This is a genomic window from Candidatus Nitrotoga arctica, assembly GCF_918378365.1.
In the GTDB taxonomy this organism is placed as follows: Bacteria; Pseudomonadota; Gammaproteobacteria; order Burkholderiales; family Gallionellaceae; genus Nitrotoga; species Nitrotoga arctica.
This window is the reverse complement of sequence record NZ_OU912926.1, coordinates 440498-459089: the sequence shown is the minus strand read 5'-3', so window position 1 is coordinate 459089 and position 18592 is coordinate 440498. Positions and strand designations below refer to the sequence as shown.

The window sequence follows — 18592 nt, the reverse complement described above, 5'->3', positions numbered from 1 at the left end:
TAAATCATATAGTTAATTACCTCTCAGTGCGCCTAATGCATTGGTAAAACGCGAGGCGGAGCTAGGATGATTCCAAAAAGCTTCATTCATGATTTGCTCAACCGTCTCGACATTGTGGATGTAATCGAGCGTTATGTTCCGCTTAAAAAAGCCGGCGCTAATTATGTTGCCTGCTGCCCTTTCCACAACGAAAAATCTCCTTCTTTTACCGTCAGTCAAAGTAAGCAATTTTATCACTGCTTTGGCTGCGGCGCGCATGGCACGGCTATAGGGTTTGTCATGGAGCACGGTGGGTTGGGTTTTGTTGATGCTGTGGAAGAATTGGCGCGCAGTGCTGGCGTGACGGTGCCGCGCGAAGCGCCTATGCCGGAAGCGCAGCAGCATAAGGTCGCAACTGATTTGTACGAAGTAATGCAGTCGGCAACACGTTATTATCGCGACCAGCTAAAGCAATCGACACCCGCCATCGACTATCTCAAACGGCGCGGCTTAAGTGGCGAAATAGCGTTACGCTTTGGCATCGGCTATGCGCCGGAAGGCTGGCAAAACTTGGGAAGTGTCTTTGCAAACTATCAGGACAGCAGTCTCTTAGAGACTGGTCTTGTGATAGAAAATGAGGATGGCAAACGATACGACCGTTTCCGCGACCGTATCATGTTTCCCATTGTAAATGCGCGCGGCCGAGTGATCGGTTTTGGTGGGCGAGTGCTGGACTCGGGTGATCCCAAATATCTGAATTCACCGGAGACCGCGCTATTCGAAAAAGGACGCGAGTTGTACGGCCTGTTCCAGGCGCTGAAAGCCATACGCGCCAAACGACAGGTCTTGGTAGTAGAAGGTTATATGGATGTGGTAGCACTTGCCCAGAATGGTATTGAATACGCCGTCGCCACATTGGGGACGGCGACTACGCCCTATCATGTGCAAAAGATGCTGCGCTTGACCGATAAAGTGATGTTCTGTTTTGATGGCGATGCAGCTGGACAGCGTGCGGCGTGGCGCGCGATGGAGAATGCACTACCACAATTGGTAGATGGCAAGAATATCGGCTTCCTGTTTCTACCTTCACAACATGATCCTGATAGCTTTGTGCGAGAGCAGGGAACAGCGGCATTTGAGCAACTACTGCAGGAGGCGTTGCCGCTGTCCAGTTATATGTTGCGTGAATTATCTACGCAAGTTGACCTGCATACTCAAGAAGGCCGCACTGCCTTGTTGCAGCGCGCCAAGCCTTTGCTAACAGTTATTTCTGCGCCCACTACTGCGCTGTTGCTCCGTAAGGAAGTGGCGTCGCTAGCGGGGATTACCCAGACGGAATTGGAAGCGTTGTATGCGATCAAACCGATAGGCGCTGCGCCACGTCGCGCGCCACAAAAAGCGGCGCGCCCTGTAGTATCAAACTTGCGCGTGTTACTGCGCTGTTTATTATTTCAGCCCGATCTAGCGCGAGAGTTACCAGAAAATTGGATGCCAGTGGGGGCGGAAGCAGCAGCGATTACTGCGTTGACCGAATGGTCGCGCATGCAAGAAGGAGCGGTAAGCAGTGCAGCCATGATCCAGAATTTTCAAGGCACAGCGTATGAATCATTATTAGCGGCAGAGCAAGCTGAAATTATACAATGGGGTGAAACTTTTAATGTAGTAGCAGAGTTTCAAGACGTATTAACCAGACTGCGCGATGAACAGCGCAAACAGCAATTGCAGGGTTTACATGTAAAAATGCATGGCACAGGGATGAAGGGCTTAAATGCACAAGAACGATTGCTCTATTTGCAACTATTACAACGCAGTGAACTCAAATGAAGGTATTGCAAAATGGGTGCGCGGAAAGTTTTTGCAAAATCGGGTATAATCTGCACCCTTTTCAAAAGCATTGTGTTAACCCGCAATGCGTTAACTCATTTAATTAAATGGGAATCCACCGAATATGGCAACTCAGCAAGACAAGAAAACATCAAATTCAGCCAAACAGACATCAATTGGAAAGCAGATTGCTGACCCTGTAGAGCTGTTACAGGATATCGAGGCACGGCGCACGCGCCTGAAGGCTTTGATCATCTTGGGCAAAGAGCGCGGCTATTTGACTTTCGGCGAAATCAACGATCATCTGCCAGAAATGTTGGAAGCCGAGCAGATTGAAGGCGTTGTCAGCATGATCAACGACATGGGCATCACTGTGTGTGATGATGCTCCCGATGCTGAAAATCAAATTATGTCGGATGCGCCACCTGTGGTGGCCGACGAAGATGCGGTGGAAGCTGCTGAGGCGGCACTTTCTACAGTAGACTCGGAATTTGGCCGTACCACTGACCCGGTGCGCATGTATATGCGCGAAATGGGCACAGTGGGTCTACTCACGCGCGAAGATGAAATCGTTATTGCCAAACGCATTGAGGAAGGCCTGAAACATATGATTCAGGCGATTTCTGCCTGTCCAACCACCATTGCCGAAATTCTAACGCTAGTTGATAAAGTCACGCGCGACGAATTGCGTATTGACGAAATTGTCGATGGCTTCATTGAGCCTGAGGATGAGACCATAATCGTTGAAGAGGAGCTTAGCGATGAAGCCATGGAGGATGACGAAGAAGATGTAGAAGGCGACGAAGAAGATACCGAGGCTATTGCCGCAGCCAATCTGGCCAAACTCAAGATTGATGCGCTGGAGCGTTTCACAATCATTCGCGATCTCTTTATCAAGATCGGCAAAGCTTACGAGAAATATGGTTACCGCAGCGCACAGTATAACAAGTTGCAAGAGCAGATTTCCAACGAGCTTACGCAATTCCGTTTTTCTGCCAAGCAGGTAGATGCACTTTGCGACACTATGCGCCATTTGGTGGAAGAAGTGCGCAGCCATGAACGTATTATTCAGGAGTTATGCGTTACCAAGTCGCGTATGCCGCGTCCACATTTTATCTCGACCTTTCCAGGCAACGAAGAGCGGTTGGACTGGGTCATGCGCGAAGTGGCTGCCAAAAAACCTTACAGCGAAACACTGTTACGTTTCCAAGCCGCCATCGTCGAGCAACAGCAGAAGCTGCTTGATTTGCAGCAGCGTGTGGGTATTCCCATTCGCGATCTGAAAGAAATCAACAAGCAAATGACTAACGGCGAAGCCAAAGCACGTCGCGCCAAGCGCGACATGATTGAAGCTAACCTGCGTCTGGTGATTTCCATCGCTAAAAAATACACCAACCGTGGTTTGCAGTTTCTCGATTTGATTCAGGAAGGCAACATCGGACTGATGAAAGCGGTAGATAAATTTGAATACCGCCGTGGTTACAAATTTTCGACGTATGCTACGTGGTGGATACGCCAAGCCATTACCCGTTCCATTGCCGATCAGGCCCGCACCATACGCATCCCGGTGCACATGATCGAAACCATCAATAAGATGAATCGTATTTCGCGCCAAATCTTGCAAGAAACCGGTCTGGAAGCGGATGCTGCAACTATGGCGCTAAAGATGGAAATGCCCGAAGACAAGATTCGCAAGATCTTGAAAATTGCCAAGGAACCGATTTCCATGGAAACTCCTGTAGGCGATGATGATGATTCGCATCTGGGTGATTTTATTGAGGATTCGAATACTTTGGCACCTATCGAAGCAGCGGTATACGACAGCTTGCGGAATGTTACCAAAGACATTCTCGATTCGCTCACACCCCGTGAAGCCAAGGTGCTACGCATGCGTTTTGGCATAGAAATGAATACTGATCACACCCTGGAAGAGGTAGGTAAACAATTCGATGTGACACGCGAACGTATCCGTCAGATCGAGGCCAAGGCATTGCGCAAGCTCCGCCATCCGTCTCGCTCAGATAAGCTGAAAAGCTTTCTTGACGGTGAGAGTTAATTATAATGAGTACTTTTGAAGAGTACTCTAAACAGTATTGGGTCGTTAGCTCAGTTGGTTAGAGCAGAGGACTCATAATCCTTTGGTCCGGGGTTCAAGTCCCTGACGACCCACCAATAAACAGTGGCTTGCAGCAATGCAAGCCACTTTGTTTTCTACAAATCAACTTGGGTTTTCTACAATTTTCATTGTAATAGCAGAAAATTGCAGAGGTTACAGTACGGAAGAAGCCGTGGGACGAACGCCGGCGATACTGAGTTCCGGGCAACATGACAAAGATTTCTACCAACGCATGTGGGCAACCCTGAATGAGCAAAAATATTGGCAGGGCAAGATGTGGAACAAGCGTAAAAATGGCAAGATCTATGCCGATTGGCTAACTATCTCCGCCGTCACTGCGGACGATGGACATATCACTCATTACGTCGGCACTTTTTCCGATATCACCAGCAACCCCGAATCATCGGCCGAGATCCACCGGTTGGCCTACTATGACTCCCTCACCCATTTGCCCAACCGCCGCATGCTGTTTGACCGCCTGCGACAGGCACTGGCTGCCAGCAGTCGCAACAAGCATTATGGCGCCCTTCTGTTCCTGGATCTGGATAATTTCAAGACGCTCAACGATACCTACGGCCACTCTATCGGTGACTTGCTGCTGGTTGAAATCGCCCAACGTTTAACGGCTAACGTGCGCGAAGGTGATACGGAGGCCCGGTTGGGCGGCGATGAGTTTGTGTTGATGCTGGAAAATTTGAGCGAAAATACTCAGGAAGCGGTCATTCAGGCTGGCTTGATCGGCGAAAAAATACGTGATACCGTGGCCTTGCCCTATATCGTTCAGGGTCTCGAACTATGGTGTACCGCCAGTATCGGGGTCAGCCTGTTTTACGGCCATGAATCTTCAGTCGATGATCTGCTCAAACACTCCGACTTCGCGATGTACCATGCCAAAAATGAGGGGCGCAACGGGATTCGATTCTTTGACCCCGAAATGCAGGCCACGTTGGTCGAACGGAGCGCGCTTGAAAGCGATCTGCGCCATGCACTGGAACGGGGGCAACTGCGCCTCTATTACCAGATACAGGTCAATAATGAGCGCCGTGCCATCGGCGCCGAGGCATTGCTCCGCTGGGTACATCCCGAACGCGGCCTGATTCTTCCCGAACAATTCATTCCGCTGGCCGAAAAAACCGGCCTGATCGTGCCGATTGGATTGTGGGTGCTGCAAACAGCGTGCGCTCAGCTCAGGGATTGGTCCACCAATCCGGCCACCAGCAGCCTGCTACTCGCTCTCAATGCCAGTGCGCTCGAGTTGCGCCAGCCGGATTTCGTCGAACAGGTGCGGCAAGCTCTCTCCACCACCGGTATCAACCCGGCTCTTCTGAAAATCGAACTATAGACCCGGCACGATTTATAAGTGAACTTTTCTTGATTTTCGATGTCCATGGAGTATGGAAAAAGAAGATGCCCGCAAGCAGTCGCGAGAAGTACTGCATGAACGACGCAAGCAAGTCATACGTATGCACCGCAAAGGCATGGCGGTGATGGAGATCGTGGTGCAGACGGGACTGAGCTGGACGGCAGTCAATACGGCGCTGCGGTTGTATAAGGCTGAAGGTTCGGGGGCACTCAAGCCCGGCGTTCGGGGTAAAAAACCTGGCAGTGGACGTCGCTTGACGGTTAGCCAAGAGCTGGCGATTCAACAAACCATCTGCGACAGACGCCCCGAACAACTTAAGATGGATTTTGCGCTATGGAGCAGGCCCGCTGTGCGCCAGCACATTGAGCTGGCGCACAGTATCAAGCTGTCTATTCGGGCAGTAGGCAACTACTTGGCACGTTGGGGTTTTACACCACAAAAACCCATTAAAAAAGCATACGAGCAGCGGCCTGAAGCCGTCCAGGCTTGGCTTGATGAACAATATCCGGCCATTGAAGCCAGAGCAAAAACAGAAGGTGCGGAAATTCACTGGGGCGACGAGACGGCGCTAGTCAACACGGATGTCAGAGGCAGGAGCTATGCGCCGGTGGGCAAGACACCTGTGACGTTCGCAGTAGGCGGCACGCGCCACAAGCTATCGATGATTGCGACGGTAACCAATCAGGGTAAAACGCGCTGGATGATTATTGATGAGGCATTTAACTCCGACAAGCTCATTGAATTTCTGGAGGCGCTCATCAAGGATACAGACCGCAAGGTGTTTCTGATACTGGACAACTTGAGAGTTCATCACAGCAAACCTGTAAAGGCTTGGGCTGCCGAGAACGCACAGAAAATCGAGTTGTTCTACTTGCCCAGCTACAGCCCTGAACTCAACCCCGAAGAAAGACTGAATGCGGATCTCAAGCACGTCATCACTTCAAAGGTGCCAGTGCGCACCAAGGCAAAACTCAGAGCTGCTGCGACTGATCACATGACCATGCTTGAGCAAAACCCCGAACGCGTGCGCCGTTATTTCGGCGACCCAAAAGTCGCCTACGCGGCTTCATGAATAATTTGTGCCGGATCAATAACCGAGAGCTTGCTCGTCGACAATGTCAGTGATACCGTCGCGAAGATGAATGCGCTCAAGGCGCTCGGCATCAGTTTTTCGATGGATGACTTCGGCACCGCTTATTCCTCACTCGCCTATCTAAAGCAGCTCCCGCTGGATCAATTGAAGATCGATCAATCCTTCATCCGCGATATGGGCGACAATCCCAGCAATGCAGCGCTTGTGCAGGCCATCATCCTGATGGGACGGACTTTCGGTTTGGACATCATTGCCGAGGGGGTCGAGGCCGAAGCGCAGCTGGAGTTTCTAAATTTACATGGCTGCAACGCCTATCAGGGGTATCTGTTTAGCCGCCCGCTGCCGCTGGAAGAGTTCGAGGAGTTTGTTGAGCAAGTTGATACACCTAGGGTGACCGCCGTCTTGAATCCAGACCGTGTAAAACGCAGTTACGCACAACCTTGTTGAGGTGAATCATTTGGTAAGCGCGAGTGCTTTTAATCCTGGTTAGCGCTGTAAATACTCGATTAATTAATATTGAATCGGTACTAAACTGCCCAGCCCTGATTTACTCTACAACGCCATCAACAGGCAGTTCAAACCAGAATTCACTTCCCACACCTATAGTGCTTTCCACACCGACCTTACCGCCCATCTGTTCTATTAATTTCTTGGCCATAACCAAACCGATACCGGTCCCTTCGACTGCCTTGTTTTCTTGTCCGAGACGATTAAATGGCTGAAACAGTTGCGCAAGTTTTTCCGGGGATAATCCCTCGCCGGTATCCTTAATACTGATGCGAAATCGTTTCAGGGCATTTGCAGTGCATGTCACCTCAACTGTTCCATGCTCGCGGTTATATTTAATCGCATTAGACAGTAGATTAATCAAAACTTGCTTTATTCGAGTTCGATCGACATAGACAAAAAACGAAATATCGAGCTGAGGGAAATTTATTTTGATATCACGCTGTTTTGCTTGCGGTTCTATCATGGTTTTGCATTCGACCAGAATTTCTTGCAGCGACATGAGCTCTGGTGACAGCGCTATCTTACCGGACTCGATTGAAGCAAGATCAAGGACTCCATTAATCAAATCCAGCAAATACCATCCACCATGAAGAATTTCTTGAATCCTGATCATTTGAGTAGGGGTTGGCGCGGGTGGATCCAACTCTAATAATTGAGCGAAACCAAGAATGGCATTGAGCGGAGTACGCAGTTCATGGCTCATGCTGGAAAGAAAATCCGATTTTGCACGATTCGCTTGCTCAGCAGCAATTTTTGCATTTCTTAGTTCGGTAATGTCAATATAGGCTACGACATAGTGGGTTGCAGCGCAGTCGCCTCCTTTTACGGCGGAAATGGTGAGCCATTTGGGATATAGCTCACCATTTTTGCGTCGCCCCCATACTTCTCCCTTCCATATCCCTGTGCGCTGAACGGTCTCCCACATCGCGCGGTGGAAGTCGTCGTCGTGTAGGCCTGACTCGATCAGACGCGTTGTCTGGCCCACGGCTTCCTCAGCCGTATAGCCGTTGGTCTCGATAAATGCCTTATTGACTCGCAGGATTACTCCGTTGGCATCGGTAATCATCAAGCTTTCTTGCGACTCAAAGGCAACGGAGGCGATGTGAAGATCCACTTCGGCTTGTTTGCGTGCCGTGATGTCTCGCGAGAGAACAATGAAGCGTTTATCCTGACTGTCACTCTCGCTCTTGAATGCCACTGAGAGTTCGAACCAGTGCTCACCTTGTTTCAGGGGCAGGCAAATCACCTTCCCAGTTGACCGACCTTGTTCCGAGGCTTCTTGTAGAGCTGACATACATGTCTTTGCTGCTTCCGGTGGAAGGACTTCAAAGAGGGTCTTGCCTAGAAATACGTCAGGAGATGTCGCCAGCAAATCGGTACGGTATGCATGGTAATTATAATACCGCCCATCCATTCCAATCTCAAATAACAAATCAGGTATAGCATCGAGTGTGGCTTGAAGCTCAATGTTTGTCGCAAAAATTTCTGCCTCCGCCCGCTTAAGCTTGGTGATGTCGGTCAGGACTGCACGTACCACTGATTCTTCACCATCATTTTTCAGGAGCAAACAATGCAATAGTCCAAAAAAGCTTGATCCGTCGTTTCGCTGGAATTGAAGCTCACATTCCTCTGTATGACCCTGTTTTAGGACAGACAAAAAGTAACGATGCCATCGGTCACGATCTTGAGGGGCAACAAAAGGGGCAAAACGACGGTGCCGCAGCTTGCCGCGTTCCATCCCGAAGAGCACGGCACCGGTAAGATTGATTTCGTTGATAATGGCATCGGGGTTAAGGGTGATATAGCCAACAGGGGAAAAGTCATAAAAATCCACGTAGAGGTGGCGAGATTTTTCTAGTTCGACCTGCGCCTGCCGCAACGCCTCGTTCTGCATCTCCAATTCAATTTGATACACCTGGAGCTCTTGCAGAAGTTCCTCGGCAGAACGCGAAGTCCCCTCCGTCGCTGAAGTACTGATGAGTTGCATCTCGGCTTTAGAACGCCACTGAGCCGGGTCGTCTGAATTCTTCTTGCTCATGCACGCTCCTAACAGCCTGGATAATCCAGGCTTCCTTACGTAAGGGCATATTATTCGCTAATTTCGCCCATTTAGTGCGTATTCTAACTGGGCGGATTCACTTCCAGGTAAATCCGCAATCGCACAATTCTATTGAGAATTTTAAATTCATTTAATCAACAACACAGTTAATTCAGCCCCCCTCCGTTTTCCCTTTCCATAAAGCAAATTTAGCACCCGTGGGATCCACAATGATGCTCATCCAACCATGGTTCCCCACCTCCATAACATCTTGTACAACTTTTGCTCCGAGCGACTTAGCCTTTGCGGTACTAGCAGCGACATCGTCTACGCCTATATAGGCCAGCCAGTGCGGTGGTACGCCTGGAGAGGGAGCAGTCATCATGCCGCCCCCGGTACCTTCACCCACATTGATCATGGTGTAATTGCCACCGCCGTCTGGCATAGGTATATCCTCCAGTTTCCAATCAAACAACTTCGAATAAAATTCTTTTGCTGTAGCAACATCACCTGTTTGCAACTCTATATGTACGAATGGATTTGCCATGGTTCTTTCTCCTATAGTAAAAAACTTTCAAAGTTAGGCTAGTGATATACATCAGCGTTGATTTTTGGTTCATTTTTTAAAATGAACCAAAAATCTTGCTCAACTTGCCCAAAACTCAACTACACCGTAGTTAAACGAACGACACGATGTGACCTGACATATCAGGCAATCTCAAGAGTGACAGAGATCAAGGCTCGCATTACAACATCTCACCGTACAATAAAATTACAAAACCATCATCGTCCTTCTACGTCATGGTCGACATATAACCACCATACTTTATGATTTTTCAAATTTATTCATACCTTTAGACTCTGTCTGTATGCTGTTCGTATGAAGTATTATTTGAGGTAGAGATGCGCTATACCAAGCCAACATTAGCTGTTGCACTTCGAGCTTGAATCCGTCTGTACTTTTTCTGGCAAATGAATTGATTAAATAAAACCCGCAACCTCCGCTACAGGAGCATCCGACAGTACCACTTGATTGCGCCCGGCATGCTTGGCATTATAAAGAGCCTTGTCTGATGCCTCGATTAGTTTGGTAGCCTCGCGAAACTGTGATACATCGGCGATCCCACAGCTAAACGTAACGGTAAATTCTTTTCCATCCGACAGATGACGCAACTGGGAGAAGTCCTGGCGGATAGTATCCAGTACTTGTAGTGCCGCCGCCCGATCGGCATTGACCAGGATTACCGCAAATTCTTCGCCGCCATATCGTCCGACCAGGTCACTCGCGCGCAACCGTTGTTTAAGCAGGCGCGCAAGGCTTTTTATCACACGATCCCCGATTGGATGGCCATAGGTGTCGTTGATCTGCTTGAAGTGATCAATGTCTATCATTGCAAAGGCCAAGGATGTTCCATGCCGTTTTGACCTAACGACTTCGCGGTCCAACTCATCCTTTATAGCAGTGTGATTGAACAAGCCGGTCAAGCTATCGCGCAGCACGAGGGAACGCAAAATGAGAGAACGTCGAATACGGCTGTTCACGGAAGAAATCAGATGTTGCGGTAGTATGGGTTTGGCAAGGAAATCGTCACCGCCCAAGCTCATAGCGACCAGCTGCTTGTCGAGATCAATTTCGGCAGAAAGAAATACGATCGGAATGCTGACGAAGGCATCAAGTTGTCGAATGACCTTGGCTAAATCCATCCCATTGCATTTCGGCATATAAAGATCGATCAAGATCAGGTCGGGAGCAAACTCAAGCAAAGTTTTAATCACGTTAAGCGGGTTGTGAACCACCTTTGTCGCCATTCCGGCCTGTTCCAGTACTTCGCTGTAATAGGTAGTAATGTCTATTGAATCATCAATAATCATGACCCGGTATGGCAAAGTTGTTAAAGTCGAGGCCAGAGCGTCAAGTTTGTCAATTAGTTTGCCAATATTCACCGGTTTGCTTAAATAGGCAATGCCACCAGCGCGTGCCGCTTCAAGTCTTATCAAAAATTCATCGTACGCAGAGATAAAAATGACAGGGAAAGGAATTTCCCGTCCTTGTTGAATTTCTTTAATGACCTCAATCCCACCCAAACTATTATCGGGGAAAGCAATGTCCGTCAGTATCACCACATCAGAAGTTCGCTGCATGACAAACCGGAAATCTGCCAGCGTATTGAACACAGTGACTTCATAGCCAAAGTAGCCGAGTTGAACTTTCAGTTCCTCTGCCTGTTCAGAATCATCCTCCAATACAAAAATGCGACGAGGACTGAGAGCATCGTGATTGGGTGGCGCAACTGCAATCAAACCAGCATGGTCATTAAACAAAGTCTCTCTGTAAATAGCTACTTGACGTAGCTCACTCATCAATTTCTGAATATGCTGACGTTGATCTTCACTCAATGCTGTTTTTGCCTGGGCAATCTGGTTTAGATGTTCTTCCAGGTCGCGCGCCACGTCACTGAGCAAGGCAAACCCGAAGGTTTTTCCTGATCCGGTCAGACTATGCACCAAGCGGTGCAAGGTTTGGAAGCCCTCCTCATCCCAACTATCCAGGGGCAATTGCTCCCACACCTGCTCGATGTGTTTGAATTTTTCAGGCAATTGCGCGGCGTAGGCATCGCATAGGCGTTCTAGCTTTGTTTGCAGTTCGGCCGGATCAGCCATGATAACGCTCCCATATATCCTGCACTTTGCTTGCCAGAATCATCGGATCGAAAGGCTTGGGAATGACATCGACTGCTCCGAGCTCCTTGTAGCCCGCAACCTCTCCGGACTGAACCTTTGCAGTCATAAAAATTACCGGGGTGCTGGCAAATTGAGGCAGTGCACGCAGCATTTTGAGCGTGCTTGGCCCATCCATACCCGGCATCATCACGTCCAGCAAAAACAGCTGTGGTTGAAATCCCGGTGCCCGCTGCAAAGCTTCATCGCCCGAGCTGCATATCTCCACGGTATACCCGCCCAGCGCTTCCAAGGCGAGTCGCGCAACCATCTGGATATCCGGCTCATCTTCCACGTACAAAATGCGCATCAACTTGTCTGTCATTGCGATCCCTTTCTCTCGATACACATCGCTATCTTGTCCAAGACGCTGGCAGAATTAAGCGGCTTGACCACGAAACCATCCGCCCCTTTTTCTATCGCTTCATGCACTTTATTCATCGTTGCCTCGGCACTCACCATCAGCACAATCGTTGCCGGGCTTATTTTGCGAATTCCTTCCAGTACCTGCATACCATCCATTTTTGGCATATTGATGTCGAGCAACACCAGACCGGGCTTCTGCTTCGCACATAGCGCGATTGCATCCTGGCCGTTGGATGCTTCGCCAATAACTGGATAATCCTCGCTACGCAGGATGTATTTCAGCATCTCACGCATCATGTTGTCGTCATCCACAACTATTACCGAAAGTTTTTTTAATTTCTCCATGCTATTCGACTCCAATCAATCGTTTTAGGGTTGCCAGCAGTTGTGCATCGCTAGTGCGCGATTTCACCATCACGGAAGCCACGTTCTGGATTTCCTCCCGCTCAATTTCACGGGCAGAAAATACCATCACCGGGATCGGCGGCGTCGCGCCATTCAATATTGATAGAAGTTCCTGGCCCGAACCATCCGGCAAAGTAAGATCAAGAATCACAAGGTCGTAACGGCACTGGTCAAGCAAGTGCCTCGCGTCGGCAAGCATGCCTGCATGATCGAGATCCGCCATATCGCCTACGAGGCCATGCATCACTTTAAAGATATCATGATCGTCTTCAACATGCAGTATCCGGGGGCGAATGCCGGAAAACCGCCCAACTGCGCGTCTTATCGCCAACACCATCTGCTCTTTGTCGATCGGCTTGGCGATCCAGTCAATCACGCTGTACGCCTCGCTGTTCAATTCCAGACTGCCCTCAATCGCCCTGGCCGAAACCACTACGATCGGTAATCTGGCGGTTTTCTCCTCCATGCGCAGTTGTCGGATAAACGTAATGCCGTCCTGGTCAGGCAGCGCCAGATCAAGCGTCATGGCCGCATAGTTACTCTGATCCAGCATGTGTTTTGCCTGTGCTGTATCGTAGGCGATATCAGCCACGAACCCATCCTGTTCCAACATAAAGTGCAGCAACGCGGCGATGAGGCGGTCGTCCTCACAAATTAGTATCCGCTTTGTTTTTTCTTCAGTTTTGTCGAAAGAAGAGTCGGCTATCTCTTCCCCTATCGGAAATTCGATAAAGAAAGTGGTCAGTACATTGGGTTCTGAACTGAAACCTATGTTACCGCCCATCTTCTCGACAATCGCCCGAGTGATGGCGAGTCCCAAGCCAGTGCCGCCTTTATTACGGGTATCAGACGAATCGCCTTGGGCGAATTTCTGGAAAATCTGGCTACGGAATTGCTCAGAGATGCCACTGCCATGATCCTTCACTGCCACACGAACACGCTTGCCACTGACAATAACGGCAACCGTCACTTTGTCTCCCGCGAACGTAAACTTGGCGGCATTGGAGAGCAGGTTGGCCAGAACCTGCATCAAGCGGTTGGCATCCACGTTCACCATGATGCCCGGCAGATCGTTTTCCAGTTCGTAGCTCACATTGAACTGCCCACCATAGGCGCAGTTAGCTTCCAACGCATGATGCAATAGAGGCATCAGTTCAACCGGTTTGCATTGAATATCCATCTTGCCAGCCTCGATTTTTTCCATATCGAGAATATCGTTGACTAGCAGAATAAGGCGTTCACTATTCTTGTGCGCAATGTCCACTAGCATCTTGGCTTGCGGTGGCAGTTCACCCGCCACCCCGCCGGCGACAAGTCCGAGCGAGCCGCGAATCGAGGTCAGCGGCGTGCGTAGCTCATGACTGACGGTAGAAATGAACTCGTTTTTCATGCATTCGATTTTTTGGCGCTCGGTGATGTCCTGGATAATAGCGACAAAGACTGGCGGACTTTCCTTGGCGGACAAGTGCAAGTGGATCTCTATAGGGTAAAGGCTCTTATCCTTCCTTTGGTTCTTAGCCTCGTATATCACAACGTCCTGCTTTCCAAGCCTCAGAGGGCTGATTCGCTGCTCGAATAATCCACGCGTAAGATTGGGTTTGATGTCTAGCACTGTCATTCCCTTGAGTTCATCCATGGAGTAACCCAAGTTGCGCTGCGCCCCGGCGTTGACCATGGTGAAATGCAATGTCTGCGCATCGAACACATAAATTTCGTTCGACGACTGGTCGAGAACACGCCCTAAGCGGGTCAATTCATGCTCGGATTCCTTACGTTCTGTAATGTCGCGCGAAAGACAGATGAAACGTGGTTCCTGCCCAAGCTCAGTAGGCATGCGGGAGACAGACAGTTCGAACCACAACTTGCCTTGCGGGAGAACGAGCTCGAATTGTTTGCCTTGTGAACGGCCTTTATCGTTGGCTTCTAGCAATGCAGACATTACAATCTCCGCTGCATCGGCCGGGAGAACCTCAAATGCCGTTCTGCCAAGAATTTCCTCCGGGGGGGCAACTAGCAGGTCAACACGCGGAGAATGGTAGGAATGGAGGCGCCCGTCCAGTCCTATCTCGAACAGCAAGTCGGGGATCGCATCGAGCGTAGCTTGCAGCTGGTTTCGCGTCGCAAGAATCTCGCGCTCATAATTTTTGCGATCTATGATCTCACGGGCGTCGCCTGCGATGCGAATAATGGCGCGAACAAGCAGAAATCCAACCCATAGTACTAATCCCAAGCCAATGATGGCCGTAGCGATGGAAATATTGCGAATAGTCTCGTAGTGACTACGTATCTCATCATATTCCTGCTTTGCCACAGTCAATTGCAGCTTGCCAAGTGCCTTGATATCGTTCCCAACTGGTTGATAAAGGGGGCGGATATATTCCACGACGATTCGGTTCGTTTTCTTAAAGTCGTTTGCCCGCAATGCAGCTACCGCTGGGCTCAGACCTTGGGTAACTAATTTATTACGGTCATCGACAAATTTCGCCGCCAGTATCTTTTCCTCGGGCGTGAGATAGGTGGCCATGTAGGCTTTCCATATTTTTTCGATTTCTACGATATTTTTTTCGACCTTTGCGATATTGAGGTTAATAATATCTGGCGTCGGCGTCACCAGGCTGGCCGTTATGGCGATGCGGTTTTGCAATATCAGCGATTCAATACTCATTATCTGATCGAGCGCAAGAAGGCGGTCATCATAAATGGTTTTAAGACTGTCTTTAGCACTGTTCATTTCAAACAGGACAACCGACCCGATTCCCAGCAAGATAGCTCCCATCAAACAAAAGTAGAAGATCAAGCGCGATTGAATGGTCAAATTTCCTATCATATTTTTTACATGGGTAAGCGACATTATCTATATTTTTACGGCCGAAGGCTGTTGTACCTGGCTGGCCTGTAGGATTTATCAATAGAGAACAGGCTCGCCTTGGCTACCTGTCACCAGCTGCATTCACGCAGCAATGTTATTAAAAACAACTCGCTGCTTATAATAACCAGTTGGACTCCACTATGCCAACCGACCTCATGACGACGAAGAGCTTGGTTCGAAGAATTATGGGCTAACGTCAGGCATCTACCCGTGCTGCTCGTTCTGGTGAGAATCTGCTGATGAATTATTTGGCTTTAATCCGAAATAAATGATATGCCAGTTTACAGTAAGATGGTGAGCTCCTTTACCGCCACTGGACGTCCAAAATAGTAGCCTTGGCCCTCGTCGCAATGCTGGGCCAAAAGAAATTCGTATTGTTCTCGTGTTTCTATGCCCTCCACAATGACGCGCAATCCAGACTCTGCTTCGCGTAACTCGTGCACCGTGCGCTCCAGGATCAAGCTGTGTCGCATTGTTCAGCGTATAACAAGCGTACTTCCAGCATGTTGTGAATGCGTGTCAGTACATACGCTCGAGCAGAAGCACATTGGCCTTCTTATCGTCAACGATCAGGAGATTGGCGTTAAAAATTCGGACGCACTGAGCATAATTATTCGAGCTGCTTTATTTGCACTGATTGACTTTTATTTCAGCAAATACCAGCGCTTCATCGATTATGTTCAGGAACTCATTAACCTTGATCGGTTTAGTAAGATAGTGGAAGAATCCGGCCGCCAGGCCATTCTCAATGTCGCGTGACATTGCATTGGCGCTCAGGGCAACGACCGGGATGTGCGCCGTGGCCGGGTCGGCACGCAGGATTTTCAGGGCCTCGAAGCCGGTGATGCCGGGCAGATTGATGTCCATCAGGATTACATCCGGTTGGGATGCGCGCGCAATCTCGATGCCGCTCTTCCCATTCACCGCAGTGAGCAGTCGAATATCGGGATAGCGCGCGATGATTTTTTCGACCAATTTCATGTTTGCCGGATTATCCTCAACATAGAGCAGGGTGTGCAGCTTCGCTCCGCGAAGCACAATCGATTGGGCCAGTGCTGATGCTTCGACCCCTTCCATGGAAAGGTGTGGCTCAGCAACCGAGATGAGTTCGAACCAGAACACGCTTCCCACACCAACGGTGCTTTCCACGCCGATTGCGCCCCCCATCAGTTCGACCAGTCGTTTAGCCACCACGAGGCCAATGCCTGTTCCCTCCTCGCTGCCAGCCTCCTGTCCGAGACGATTGAACGGCTGAAAGAGCTGCTCCGTCTGTTCCAGAGGCAATCCGGCACCGCTATCTTTGATGCTGATGCGAATGCGTCCGGGCCCACTCTCAGTGCATTTCACCTCAACCGTTCCCTGCTTGATGTTGTATTTGATCGAGTTGGAAAGCAAATTAATGAGAATCTGCTTCAACCGGGTTCGATCGGCATGGACAAAGTAAGGGATGTCGAGCTGGGGAAAGGTCAGTTTGATGCCACGCTGTTGCGCCTGCGGTTCGATCATGCCCTGACATTCGAGCATGACTTCGGCCAGCGACACCAGTTCCTGCGATATCGGTACCTGCCCGGACTCGATCACCGCGAGATCAAGGATCTCATTGATCAACTTCAGCAGATGCCATCCCGCCTGAAGAATATGGGTTATGCTTTTCTGTTGTGAGGCCGTTGCTGGCGGGGAATCGGACTCCATCAGCTGGGCGAACCCGAGGATGGCATTGAGCGGGCTGCGCAGCTCATGGCTCATGCTGGAGAGGAAATCCGATTTGGCGAGGTTGGCCTTGTCCGCCCCAGCTCTGGCGCTCTCCAGCTCAATGTTCTTTTCTCGCAGCACCTGATCCAGGCGATTACGTTCGGTGACGTCGCGCGCCGCGGCGAACACGCCCTGCAGCCTCCTGTCCCGATCGTAGAGGGTGGCTGCATTGAAGGACACCACAGTTTCCTTACCGTCCCTAGCGCGCGCGGTGAGCTCGTAGTTGGTGACCTTCTTTTCGCTCAGCACCAGCTTGATACCCGCTTCGGCCAGCTCCGGATCGGTGAAATAATTCTTGAACGGCGCACCGATAAGCTCGTCTCGCGTGCAACCGGTGAGCGCCTCCATTTGCTTGTTGACGTCTGTAATGATGCTGGACGGATCGGTAGTCATCAGCGCGTCGATGTTGGATTCGATGAGCGAGCGCGTATAGAACTGCTGGTCGCGCAGCCGCTGATCAAGCTTCTTCTGCTCTTCCTCGATCTGCTTTCGCGCGGAATTGTCGGTACCGATCAGCAGGTAGCCAATGATGATATTTTGAGCGTCACGTAGTGCGGTGACTGACACGACCGCCGGGAAGCGGCTGCCGTCCTTGCGAATATAGGTCAATTCATAGATGTCCTCGATGCCGCGTGAGGCCTTGAACACCAATGCTTCGAAGCCCGGCGTAATCGGGGTGTCGAGTTCGGCGCTTAACGCCTTGGCACGCACAATAACTTCCTGCGGATCGGAAATGTCGGCTGGGGTGATCTTGTTCATCACGTCAGCGGCCGTGTAGCCGAGCATGCGCTCGGCGCCGACGTTGAAGATCTGGATTACACCCTTCGCGTCGGTGGCGATGCTCGAGAAATTGGCGCTGTTGAAAATCGCGCGCTGCAGGGCTCCCGCCTTGAGCAGTGCCTCTTCCGCCTGTTTACGCGCGGTGTTGTCAGTGCCGATCAGCAGATAACCGATGATGGTGTTTTGAGCATCGCGCAGCGCAGTGACTGACACGACCGCTGGAAAACGGCTACCGTCCTTGCGGATATAGGTCAGTTCATAGATGTCCTCGATGCCACGCGAGGCCTTGAACACCAATGCTTCGAAGCCCGGCGTAATCGGGGTGCCGAGTTCGACGCTCAGCGCTTCGGCACGCGCGATCACTTCCTGCGGATCGGAAATGTCGGCCGGGGTGATCTTGTTCATCACGTCGGCGGCTGTGTAGCCGAGCATGCGCTCGGCGCCGACGTTGAAGATCTGGATCACACCCTTCGCGTCGGTGGCGATGCTCGAGAAATTGGCGCTATTGAAAATCGCACTCTGCAAAGCGCCCCTCTTTAAAAGGGCTTCCTGGCGTCGGGCTTTAGTCATACCTCCCAGAGTACCAGGGGTGCGATTTAGAATGGTAAGATCGCTGATTTTTCCTGGCAATGTTAACCTCTGTAAAAATGCATACTATGGCATCGGCCATTCATAACAAAGAATCGCTATAACACGGGCTGGTGGTAAACCATGAACCTCAGCCTACACAACTATTGGATGGCCTACTCTATAAACATAAACTTAGCGGGACGATTGGT

The 18592-nt window shown here is 50.2% G+C and carries 13 protein-coding genes and 1 tRNA gene; 6 read left to right on the top strand and 8 right to left on the bottom strand.

The window, feature by feature from the left end:
• Positions 1 to 66: 66 nt before the first annotated feature.
• The 6 genes from dnaG (at position 67) to MKZ32_RS02145 (ending at position 6822) form a co-directional block, all read left to right on the top strand.
• Positions 67 to 1803, top strand: coding sequence for a DNA primase (gene dnaG / locus MKZ32_RS02170; RefSeq protein ID WP_239795769.1), 1737 nt, complete (start codon positions 67 to 69; stop codon positions 1801 to 1803).
• A 124-nt stretch (positions 1804 to 1927) separates the two neighbouring features.
• A complete protein-coding gene (gene rpoD / locus MKZ32_RS02165; RefSeq protein ID WP_239795768.1) occupies positions 1928 to 3859 on the top strand; it encodes an RNA polymerase sigma factor RpoD in 1932 nt (643 codons plus the stop codon).
• Between the two features lie 39 nt (positions 3860 to 3898).
• A tRNA-Ile gene (locus MKZ32_RS02160) sits at positions 3899 to 3975 on the top strand.
• A 20-nt stretch (positions 3976 to 3995) separates the two neighbouring features.
• On the top strand, positions 3996 to 5261 hold the full coding sequence (locus tag MKZ32_RS02155) for a putative bifunctional diguanylate cyclase/phosphodiesterase (protein ID WP_275584241.1): 1266 nt from the start codon (positions 3996 to 3998) through the stop codon (positions 5259 to 5261).
• Positions 5262 to 5313: 52 nt separating this feature from the next.
• Entirely contained in the window at positions 5314 to 6354 is a 1041-nt protein-coding gene (locus MKZ32_RS02150; protein ID WP_239795766.1) for an IS630 family transposase, read from the top strand.
• 30 nt (positions 6355 to 6384) lie between these two features.
• A complete protein-coding gene (locus tag MKZ32_RS02145) occupies positions 6385 to 6822 on the top strand; it encodes an EAL domain-containing protein (RefSeq protein WP_320412257.1) in 438 nt (145 codons plus the stop codon).
• Between the two features lie 100 nt (positions 6823 to 6922).
• Here the strand turns inward: MKZ32_RS02145 and MKZ32_RS02140 are convergent, their stop codons facing one another.
• The 8 genes from MKZ32_RS02140 to MKZ32_RS02105 all read right to left on the bottom strand — a co-directional run bounded on the left by MKZ32_RS02140 (position 6923) and on the right by MKZ32_RS02105 (position 18383).
• Complete coding sequence (locus tag MKZ32_RS02140) at positions 6923 to 8923, bottom strand: PAS domain-containing sensor histidine kinase (RefSeq protein ID WP_239795765.1); 2001 nt, start codon at positions 8921 to 8923, stop codon at positions 6923 to 6925.
• 172 nt (positions 8924 to 9095) lie between these two features.
• The gene (locus MKZ32_RS02135) at positions 9096 to 9470 is read right to left on the bottom strand and encodes a VOC family protein (protein WP_239795764.1); all 375 of its coding nucleotides are present in this window, start codon (positions 9468 to 9470) and stop codon (positions 9096 to 9098) included.
• 434 nt (positions 9471 to 9904) lie between these two features.
• Positions 9905 to 11584, bottom strand: a complete 1680-nt coding sequence (locus MKZ32_RS02130) for a diguanylate cyclase (RefSeq protein WP_239795763.1) — start codon at positions 11582 to 11584, stop codon at positions 9905 to 9907.
• Complete coding sequence (locus MKZ32_RS02125; protein ID WP_239795762.1) at positions 11577 to 11966, bottom strand: response regulator; 390 nt, start codon at positions 11964 to 11966, stop codon at positions 11577 to 11579. The genes MKZ32_RS02130 and MKZ32_RS02125 overlap by 8 nt, the downstream gene beginning before the upstream one ends.
• Complete coding sequence (locus tag MKZ32_RS02120) at positions 11963 to 12352, bottom strand: response regulator transcription factor (RefSeq protein ID WP_239795761.1); 390 nt, start codon at positions 12350 to 12352, stop codon at positions 11963 to 11965. Before MKZ32_RS02120 ends, MKZ32_RS02125 begins: the two co-directional genes overlap by 4 nt.
• 1 nt (position 12353) lies before the next feature.
• Positions 12354 to 15239 (bottom strand): Tar ligand binding domain-containing protein, encoded by a 2886-nt coding sequence (locus MKZ32_RS02115; protein WP_275584309.1) that lies wholly within the window; start codon positions 15237 to 15239, stop codon positions 12354 to 12356.
• A gap of 323 nt (positions 15240 to 15562) precedes the next feature.
• Complete coding sequence (locus MKZ32_RS02110) at positions 15563 to 15754, bottom strand: EAL domain-containing protein (protein WP_239795760.1); 192 nt, start codon at positions 15752 to 15754, stop codon at positions 15563 to 15565.
• 151 nt (positions 15755 to 15905) lie between these two features.
• The gene (locus MKZ32_RS02105; protein WP_239795759.1) at positions 15906 to 18383 is read right to left on the bottom strand and encodes a hybrid sensor histidine kinase/response regulator; all 2478 of its coding nucleotides are present in this window, start codon (positions 18381 to 18383) and stop codon (positions 15906 to 15908) included.
• Positions 18384 to 18592 lie beyond the last annotated feature (209 nt).

What these genes read in the sequence shown, in the direction of transcription:
- rpoD (WP_239795768.1), top strand. Translation starts at nt 1,928, where the DNA reads ATGGCAACTCAGCAAGACAAGAAAACATCAAATTCAGCCAAACAGACA.
- dnaG (WP_239795769.1), top strand. Translation starts at nt 67, where the DNA reads ATGATTCCAAAAAGCTTCATTCATGATTTGCTCAACCGTCTCGACATT.
- MKZ32_RS02140 (WP_239795765.1), bottom strand. Translation starts at nt 8,923, where the DNA reads ATGAGCAAGAAGAATTCAGACGACCCGGCTCAGTGGCGTTCTAAAGCC.
- MKZ32_RS02155 (WP_275584241.1), top strand. Translation starts at nt 3,996, where the DNA reads ATGCAAGCCACTTTGTTTTCTACAAATCAACTTGGGTTTTCTACAATT.
- MKZ32_RS02115 (WP_275584309.1), bottom strand. Translation starts at nt 15,239, where the DNA reads ATGATAGGAAATTTGACCATTCAATCGCGCTTGATCTTCTACTTTTGT.
- MKZ32_RS02130 (WP_239795763.1), bottom strand. Translation starts at nt 11,584, where the DNA reads ATGGCTGATCCGGCCGAACTGCAAACAAAGCTAGAACGCCTATGCGAT.
- MKZ32_RS02125 (WP_239795762.1), bottom strand. Translation starts at nt 11,966, where the DNA reads ATGACAGACAAGTTGATGCGCATTTTGTACGTGGAAGATGAGCCGGAT.
- MKZ32_RS02105 (WP_239795759.1), bottom strand. Translation starts at nt 18,383, where the DNA reads ATGACTAAAGCCCGACGCCAGGAAGCCCTTTTAAAGAGGGGCGCTTTG.
- MKZ32_RS02120 (WP_239795761.1), bottom strand. Translation starts at nt 12,352, where the DNA reads ATGGAGAAATTAAAAAAACTTTCGGTAATAGTTGTGGATGACGACAAC.
- MKZ32_RS02150 (WP_239795766.1), top strand. Translation starts at nt 5,314, where the DNA reads ATGGAAAAAGAAGATGCCCGCAAGCAGTCGCGAGAAGTACTGCATGAA.
- MKZ32_RS02135 (WP_239795764.1), bottom strand. Translation starts at nt 9,470, where the DNA reads ATGGCAAATCCATTCGTACATATAGAGTTGCAAACAGGTGATGTTGCT.
- MKZ32_RS02110 (WP_239795760.1), bottom strand. Translation starts at nt 15,754, where the DNA reads ATGCGACACAGCTTGATCCTGGAGCGCACGGTGCACGAGTTACGCGAA.